Annotated in this window: 9 protein-coding genes; 3 read left to right on the forward strand and 6 right to left on the reverse strand. The window is 62.3% G+C overall.

What is annotated here, in order from left to right; translation table 11 throughout:
* The coding region (locus EN893_RS11745; protein WP_128361547.1) for an AI-2E family transporter at positions 1-394 on the forward strand (394 nt) is incomplete at its 5' end.
* A gap of 12 nt (positions 395-406) precedes the next feature.
* Here the strand turns inward: EN893_RS11745 and EN893_RS11750 are convergent.
* The 3 genes from EN893_RS11750 to EN893_RS11765 form a co-directional block, all read right to left on the reverse strand.
* The gene (locus EN893_RS11750) at positions 407-1,303 is read right to left on the reverse strand and encodes a DMT family transporter (RefSeq protein WP_127267506.1); all 897 of its coding nucleotides are present in this window, start codon (positions 1,301-1,303) and stop codon (positions 407-409) included.
* A gap of 129 nt (positions 1,304-1,432) precedes the next feature.
* Positions 1,433-2,197: an arginyltransferase gene (locus tag EN893_RS11755; RefSeq protein WP_023810205.1), complete on the reverse strand. Its 765-nt coding sequence runs from the start codon at positions 2,195-2,197 to the stop codon at positions 1,433-1,435.
* A gap of 140 nt (positions 2,198-2,337) precedes the next feature.
* A complete protein-coding gene (locus EN893_RS11765; RefSeq protein WP_127267507.1) occupies positions 2,338-2,808 on the reverse strand; it encodes an RDD family protein in 471 nt (156 codons plus the stop codon).
* Between the two features lie 208 nt (positions 2,809-3,016).
* On the opposite strand from EN893_RS11765, the gene sthA reads away from it, so the two are divergent.
* Complete coding sequence (sthA, locus tag EN893_RS11770; RefSeq protein ID WP_127267508.1) at positions 3,017-4,405, forward strand: Si-specific NAD(P)(+) transhydrogenase; 1,389 nt, start codon at positions 3,017-3,019, stop codon at positions 4,403-4,405.
* Positions 4,406-4,431: 26 nt separating this feature from the next.
* Here sthA and EN893_RS11775 read toward each other — a convergent pair whose 3' ends face one another.
* The gene (locus tag EN893_RS11775) at positions 4,432-5,100 is read right to left on the reverse strand and encodes an alpha/beta hydrolase (protein WP_127267509.1); all 669 of its coding nucleotides are present in this window, start codon (positions 5,098-5,100) and stop codon (positions 4,432-4,434) included.
* A gap of 45 nt (positions 5,101-5,145) precedes the next feature.
* Positions 5,146-5,310: a hypothetical protein gene (locus tag EN893_RS38035; protein ID WP_164749024.1), complete on the reverse strand. Its 165-nt coding sequence runs from the start codon at positions 5,308-5,310 to the stop codon at positions 5,146-5,148.
* Here EN893_RS38035 and EN893_RS11780 point away from each other — a divergent pair.
* Positions 5,303-6,538 (forward strand): OpgC family protein, encoded by a 1,236-nt coding sequence (locus EN893_RS11780; protein ID WP_127273590.1) that lies wholly within the window; start codon positions 5,303-5,305, stop codon positions 6,536-6,538. The genes EN893_RS38035 and EN893_RS11780 overlap by 8 nt on opposite strands.
* A 2-nt stretch (positions 6,539-6,540) precedes the next feature.
* Here the strand turns inward: EN893_RS11780 and EN893_RS11785 are convergent.
* Positions 6,541-7,205: substrate-binding domain-containing protein (locus EN893_RS11785; protein ID WP_164900808.1), on the reverse strand; the 665-nt coding region annotated here is incomplete at its 5' end.

Consider the following 7,205-nt stretch of genomic DNA (forward strand, 5'->3'; position numbering starts at 1 on the left):
GATCCCTGGCGGTGCGCCACTGTCGTTCACGCTGGTCTCGATCTATCTGGCCGCCAGCGGCTCGCCGATGGCCGGGCTGGCACTGTTCCTCTGGGGTGCGGTCGAACTGTTCATCGTCGACAAGACACTGCGCCCGAAGCTCGTCGGCGGGCCGATAAAACTGCCCTTCCTGCCGACGTTTTTCGGCCTGATCGGCGGCGTCAAGACCATGGGGTTTCTCGGTCTGTTCATCGGCCCGGTGCTGATGGCCCTGCTGGTCGCGATCTGGCGCGAATGGCTTCGCGAGGTGGAAATGGCCGATGAAGTCGTCCCGGGCTCGCCAGCCGAAATCGAAGCCGGTCCGCAAATCGAGGTCCTGCCGGAACCCGACGTGGCGAAGAAGGCCAGCGCCTGATCTCAACGCGCCTTAGACCGGATGTTGCACCGCAAGGTCGCCACGCCGCTTGCGTCCCTCGTGAAGCTGCCACAGCGAATGCGCGATCAGCGTGACGATCAGGATCGCGCCGCCGATCAGGCTGTTGCGCGTCGGTGTTTCGGCAAAGATCATCCACACCCAGACCGGCGCCAGCACGGTTTCGAGCAGGTAGAACATCGCCACTTCAGGGCCCGAAATGTATTTCGGCCCGGCGGCAAGGCAGAAGAACGCAATCGGCATGACGACGGCGCCGTTGAGGATGATCCACCAGGGCGCCTCCACCTGAAAGCCGGTGTTGGAGACCATGAACGCCGCCAGCCCGAAGGGCAGGACGACGCCGATCAGTGAGGTAAAGCCCATATCCTTGCCGCTGGCGCGCGAGATGGTGATGGCGCAGGCGATCAGGAAGGCCGAACACAACGCCATCAGGTCGCCGAACAGATGTCCGGTGCCAACGGAATCGCCGACGATGATGACGACGCCGACAATCATCATGGCCAATGCCGCAAGGGTCAGCGGCCGCGGCCGCTCCTTCAGGAACACCCATGAAAGCAGCGCGGCGAACATGGTTGTGAAGGCCAGGATGAACACCAGGTTGGCGGTCGAGGTGTTGTAGACGCCTGTGATGAACGCAATCGCGCCGAGCCCGTAGATCGCGGCAACGATCAGGCCCGACCAGCCAGGTATCAGCTGCGGCGCATTCTTGCTGAACGAGCGCCAGATGGTCCACATGATCAGTGCCGCGGCCAAGGTGCAGCCGGTGCGCAGCAGCAGGATTGTCCATGCCTCGCCGTGGGCGAGCCGGATCAGCGGGATGTCCACGGTCAGCGTCAGCCCGCCAAATGCGGTGAGCAGAAGTCCTTTGGTGTGAGTATCGTGAGACGACATGCAGCGACTTTCACAATGAATTCGGGAGAGGATGGCGGACCGGCGCAATCGCACGCTCTCCGCCAACCAGCGGAAAGACCAGCATCGTCTCGATTGAAAATGTTTAAGCCCGGACTTGGGAAAGAGTAATCAGCGCGCGACCGCTTCGTTGGTGTAGCGCTCCCAGCCCTTCGGGCCGAGATGCTCCTGCGGCATGAAGCGCATCTTATAATTCATCTTGCGCGAGCCGTTGACCCAGTAGCCGAGATAGACATGGGGCAGGCCCATCGCCCTGGCGCGGGCGATGTGGTCGAGGATCATGAACGTGCCGAGCGACCGTTCCTCGAAATCGGGATTGAAGTAGGAATAGACCATCGACAGGCCGTCGGCCATCTTGTCGGTGAGCGCCACCGCGATCAGCTCGCCCTGTCCCTTGCCGGTGATGAACGTGTCTGGTCCACGCCGCCGATACTCGATCACCTTGGTGTCGACATGGGTATCCTCGACCATCATCGCATAGTCGAGCACCGTCATGTCGGACATGCCGCCACGGCGGTGGCGGGCATCGAGATAGCTGCGGAACAGGGAATATTGTTCGGTCGAAGGCTCGGCATTGTGCATGTGGCCGACGAGATCGGAATTGTGCTGCAGCACGCGCTTCATGTTGCGGCTGGCGACGAATTCCTGGGCGAGGATGCGTACCGAAACGCAGGCGCGGCAGGTCTCGCAGGCCGGCCTGTAGGCGATGTTCTGCGAGCGCCGGAAGCCGCCTTGGGTCAAGAGGTCGTTCATCTCCGCCGCCTTGTCGCCAACCAGGTGCGTGAACACCTTGCGCTCGAACTGGCCGTCGAGATAGGGGCACGGCGACGGCGCGGTCAGGAAGAACTGCGGCGACTGGGTCGGATGCTGCGTCATCGAGCCTTGGAAACACTCCTTCGAATCGCTCTACCTTTGGCGCGGACGGCGAAAAATTCAACAGGATTATGTGGGCGTGGTCGACTCGACGCCTTCACATTTGTGCTCAATCGGTTGCGACTGCTCTTCAGAGGGCCGTTTCAGCGGTCCGTGCGGCTGACGACCGTGCCAAGCAAAAGATCGTGCAAGGTGCGCTTGCGGTCGGAAAACAGCGTCACCAGCAGGACGAGCGGCGACAGGATGACGTTGCCGGCCCAGAACAGCACCGAATGGACGACCGCGGTGAGGCCGTCGATCGGCCTGCCGTCGAGCCGGTCGAGCCGGATGCCCATCATCTTCATGCCCGTGGTGGCCTGGTCGGTGCTGCCCAGCGTGTTCCAGATGTAGAGGATGGCCACAGTCGGCAACAGGATACCGAACAGCATCCAGCCAAGCCCGAGGGTCAAAAGCCCGAGGAAGAACACCAGAATGGCAAACGGAATGGTAAGCAGCGCGACGATGACATAGTCGATCACGAAAGCCAGGATGCGCTTCGTGCGCACGCCGTCATAGGCCCTGACATCGTCGAGCCTGCTGGTGATGATTTCGCCGTCGAGAACGCGCGCGTTCATGTCATTTCCTCGTAACAAGGTCCGACATAGGGTGCGGACCGCTCAGCCATGAAATGGTGAAGGCCTGTGGCGGAATCAAGATCGGGCTTCTTGCGGTGCGCCGGCCTTCAAGGCGCCAGGCGCAATCTGAACCGGTTGAATTTGCGGCGCGGATAGCATTAGCTTGCTGCGGCGCAGCAAAAGCGCACATGGCAGGGGACGGGGCAATATGGACTACGACATGCTGGTCATCGGCAGCGGCCCTTCCGGTCGCCGGGCCGCGGTGCAGTCGGCCAAGCTCGGCAAATCGGTGCTGGTGGTCGATCGCGGCCGGCGTCTGGGCGGTGTCTCGGTGCATACCGGCACCATCCCGTCGAAAACGCTGCGCGAAACGGTGCTCAACCTTTCGGGTTGGCGTGAGCGCGGCTTCTACGGGCGCGGCTACCGGGTCAAGCAGGATATCTCGGTCGGCGATCTGGTCGAGCGCCTGCACAAGACGCTCGACCATGAGGTCGAGGTGCTGCAGCACCAGTTCATGCGCAACACGGTCAAGAGCGCCCGGGCTGCGGTGAAATTCCTTGGCCCCAACAAGGTCAGCCTGACCACCGACACCGGCGATTACAGCGAGGTCGGTTTTGCTAATGCGCTGATCGCGGTCGGCACCAGGCCGCACCGGCCGCGCGATGTGCCTTTCGACAAGACCCGAATCTTCGACAGCGACGAGATGCTGGAACTCGACCGCTTGCCGCGCACGCTGACGGTGATCGGCGCCGGCGTCATCGGGGTCGAATATGCAACGATCTTTTCCGCGCTCGACGTGCCGGTAACCTTGGTCGAGCCGCGCAACTCCATCCTCGATTTCGTCGACCGCGAGATCGTCGACGATTTCATCCACCAGATGCGCGATCGCGGCATGACCATCCGGCTGGGCAGCGCGGTGAAGGAAATCCGCTCCAAGCCTGATGCCGCCGAGGTGGAACTGGCCGATGGCCGCACCATTCGTTCAGAGGTCGTGCTCTACGCCGCCGGCCGCACCGGCAATGTCGGCAACCTGGGCCTCGATGTCGTGGGAATCGACGCCGACTCCAGAGGGCGCATCAAGGTCGATCCGCATACGTTCCAGACCAGCGTGCCGAACATCTACGCCGCCGGCGACGTCATCGGCTTTCCGAGCCTGGCCTCGACTTCGATGGAGCAGGGCAGGGTGGCGGCCTGCCATGCCTTCGGCGTGCCGTTGCCGCCGCCACCGGAAACATTCCCCTATGGCATCTATGCGGTGCCGGAAATCTCGACGGTCGGCCAGTCCGAGGAACAGGTGCGTGAAAGCGGTGCGGCCTATGAGATCGGCGTGGCGCGCTTTCGCGAGACCTCGCGCGGCCATATCATGGGCGTCAACACCGGCTTCCTGAAACTGTTGTTCTCGGTCGAAACGCGCCGTCTGCTCGGCGCGCACATCATCGGCGAGGGCGCCACCGAGCTCATCCACATCGGCCAGGCGGTGATCAATCTCGGCGGCACCGTCGACTTCTTCGTCAACAACACCTTCAACTATCCGACGCTCGCCGAAGCCTACAAGATTGCAGGGCTGGACGCCTGGAACAGGATGGGACGAGGGTAGGCCGGCTGGTCGTGGCGGCGAGCCTGTCAGCTTGCCTGCGCCACCGCCGCGGATCCCGACAGCCATTGTCTGACGATTGCGGCGTCGGCGCTGCCGAATTCATGACCTGATGGGACAATCCGGGCGTCGATCTCGGCGCCATGCTGGCTGAGCAATGTCACCAGAGCAGGGGCGAAGGGCGAATAGGTGAGATCCGCGGCGCCGGCGATCATCAGGACGCGCACCTTTGACAAATCCGTCGCCGGCACGTGATCGAGCACCGGCATCGGCCGCAGCAGCGCGGCGCGCTCGACGAGCTCCGGATGCAGCAGCATCAGGCTTGAAACCAGATTGGCGCCGTTCGAATAGCCGAGGAACGTCGCGCGTGAGAGATCGAGATGGTGGCGTGTGGCCGCGTCGGCGACGAAGCCCGCAAAGGCATCGGTCTCGGTGCGGATGCTGTGCTGTTCGAAGCGCGTCGGCGTGATGCGCGCGAACCAGCGGAAACCATCCTCCTGGACAATGCGGCCACGCACCGCGATCAGCTTGGCCCGCGGTGCGATCTCTCGTGCCAGCGGCACCAATGTCGTCTCGTCGACACCCGATCCATGCAGCAGGAAGAGACATTCGCCGGTTGAATCCGCCGGGCTGTAAAGCCGGTAGCTGAAGGCCAGATCACGCCGCTGCGCACCATCTTGTGAGGTCTCTTCGATCATCGCGCATCCTCTTGATTATATGAGGTTTCGCTCAATTTGCCGGCTTCAAAACGCAATATTTTCAAGCTCCGCGAAAGTTGATTGAACCGGGCGCATTACAGTCCGTTTCTCCGCCGATAACATTCCTTCGGGAGGAATCGAAGCGGTGCGCCGGGGGTCGCATTGCTCGGCATGAACAACCAGCTTTGAGGCCTTTTTGTCGATGACCACCCAGATTTCCCCGGACCGCGATTCGCGTGTCTCGGACCGCGATGCGCGTGTCCCCGATCGCACTGAGCGCGACACGCGCATAGACGTGCTCCGTGCTCTCGCTTTGCTGACCATCTATGTCGACCATGTGCCAGGTACCGCCTTCGAGTATCTGACCTACAAGAATTTCGGCTTTTCCGATGCGGCGGAAGTCTTCGTGCTGATCTCCGGCATCTCGGTCGCACTTGCCTATGGCAGGAAATTCCAACCTGGAAACCGGCTGCTGGCAACCCTGAAGATGTTGCGCCGCGCCGGTGTGCTTTATGCCACCCACATCGTCACCACCATGGTGGTGATGGCCATGTTCTGCGCTGCGGCGGTGTTTGCCAGGCGGCCGGAGCTTTTGACGATGATCAACATCGAGCCGTTGATCAAGAATACGCCGCAGGTGCTGATCGGCATCGTGACGCTCGGCCACCAACTCGGCTACAACAACATACTGCCCGTCTATGCGGTGCTGCTCTTGCTGACGCCGGTGTTCCTGCTCATTGTCAGCTATCGGCCGGTCTTGGCACTGGTCGCCTCCGGCGCCCTGTGGCTGGTCGCGGGGGTTTATCAAATTGCTCCGCCCAACTATCCCGAGCCCGGCTTCTGGTTTCTCAACCCGCTGTCGTGGCAGTTCCTTTTCAACATCGGCCTGGCAGGTGCATTGCATGTGCGTCGCGGCGGTACCATCCCGGTCAATCGCTGGCTGGTTGGCGCGGCCTTGGCCTACACCGCTGTGGCACTGGTCTGGGTGCACAGCCCGCTTTGGGGGCATATCTCCTGGTTTGGCCTGCCTCCGGTGCTGACCGGCTTCGACAAGACGTTCCTGTCGCTGCCGAGGCTGCTGCATATATTGGCGGTGAGCTACCTGATCGTGGCATTCCCGGCGGTCTCGAACCTGTTTCGCACCGGACGCGATCATCCGCTTGCCATATTGGGCAAACGATCGCTGCCGATTTTCATTGCCGGCACGGTGCTTGCAATGGCGGCGCAAGTGCTGAAGCTGATCAATCCGGGCGGATTTGCCTATGACAGCCTGTTGATATCGGCCGGCATCGTCATGCAGTTCGCGCTCGCCTACTATCTCGAATGGCTATCGGGCCTTGGCTGGTCCGGCAAAAGCAGGCCGGCTCACAACGCCGCACCGCCCGTCCATGCTGCATCCTTCGCGATGCCGGCCATGGCGACAAGAATGGGCCGTTGAGCTCAGGCGGGCGAGGGGCCGGATGAGGCTCGCACCACGAGTTGGACCGGCAGCGATTGCCGGCTGAACGAACCGTCATTTTCAAGGATCGCCTTGACGGCAAGGCGGCCCATCTCGGCGATCGGCTGGACGATCGTGGTCAGCGGCGGCTTGGAAACCGCCCCCTCCGGAACACCGTCGAAGCCGACGACCGAAACATCGCCCGGCACCGCAATGTCGTGCTGCCGCAGCCAGTCCAGCGCATGGAGCGCCATCCTGTCGGACATCGCCAGAATGGCTGTCGGCGTCTCGGCACCGGCGAAAATATGGTCGAGGCCGGCCCAAACGCTCTTCTCGTCATTGACGGTTTCGTAGATCGGCACGCGCGAGACGTCGACGCCGACCCGGGAGAGTTCGGCGAAATAGCCACGCAAGCGGTCGCGCGTAGCCGAGTAGAGGGCCATTTCCACCTGCTCCCTTGTGGTAGGGCCGAAGCCTGCGTCGGCACAGGGCAGGGTAAGCACGGCAAAGCGGCGATGTCCGAGTTCGGTCAGGTGGCGGGCGGCCAGGCCAGCCCCGGCGATGTTGTCGACGCCGATTGCTGCAACGGCGTCGTCGTCGTCCGAATCGAGATCGAGCGCGACAAAAGGGAGTTTGCGTTCACGCGCCAGTTCGACCAGCCTTGAAC

It is taken from the genome of Mesorhizobium sp. M7A.F.Ca.CA.004.04.2.1 (assembly GCF_004022825.1).
Lineage (GTDB): Bacteria > Pseudomonadota > Alphaproteobacteria > Rhizobiales > Rhizobiaceae > Mesorhizobium.

Excerpts from the sequence above, each read along its gene's own strand:
- EN893_RS11750 (WP_127267506.1), bottom strand. The coding sequence starts at position 1,303 with ATGTCGTCTCACGATACTCACACCAAAGGACTTCTGCTCACCGCATTT.
- EN893_RS11780 (WP_127273590.1), top strand. The coding sequence starts at position 5,303 with ATGACCACCCAGATTTCCCCGGACCGCGATTCGCGTGTCTCGGACCGC.
- sthA (WP_127267508.1), top strand. The coding sequence starts at position 3,017 with ATGGACTACGACATGCTGGTCATCGGCAGCGGCCCTTCCGGTCGCCGG.
- EN893_RS11755 (WP_023810205.1), bottom strand. The coding sequence starts at position 2,197 with ATGACGCAGCATCCGACCCAGTCGCCGCAGTTCTTCCTGACCGCGCCG.
- EN893_RS11775 (WP_127267509.1), bottom strand. The coding sequence starts at position 5,100 with ATGATCGAAGAGACCTCACAAGATGGTGCGCAGCGGCGTGATCTGGCC.
- EN893_RS11765 (WP_127267507.1), bottom strand. The coding sequence starts at position 2,808 with ATGAACGCGCGCGTTCTCGACGGCGAAATCATCACCAGCAGGCTCGAC.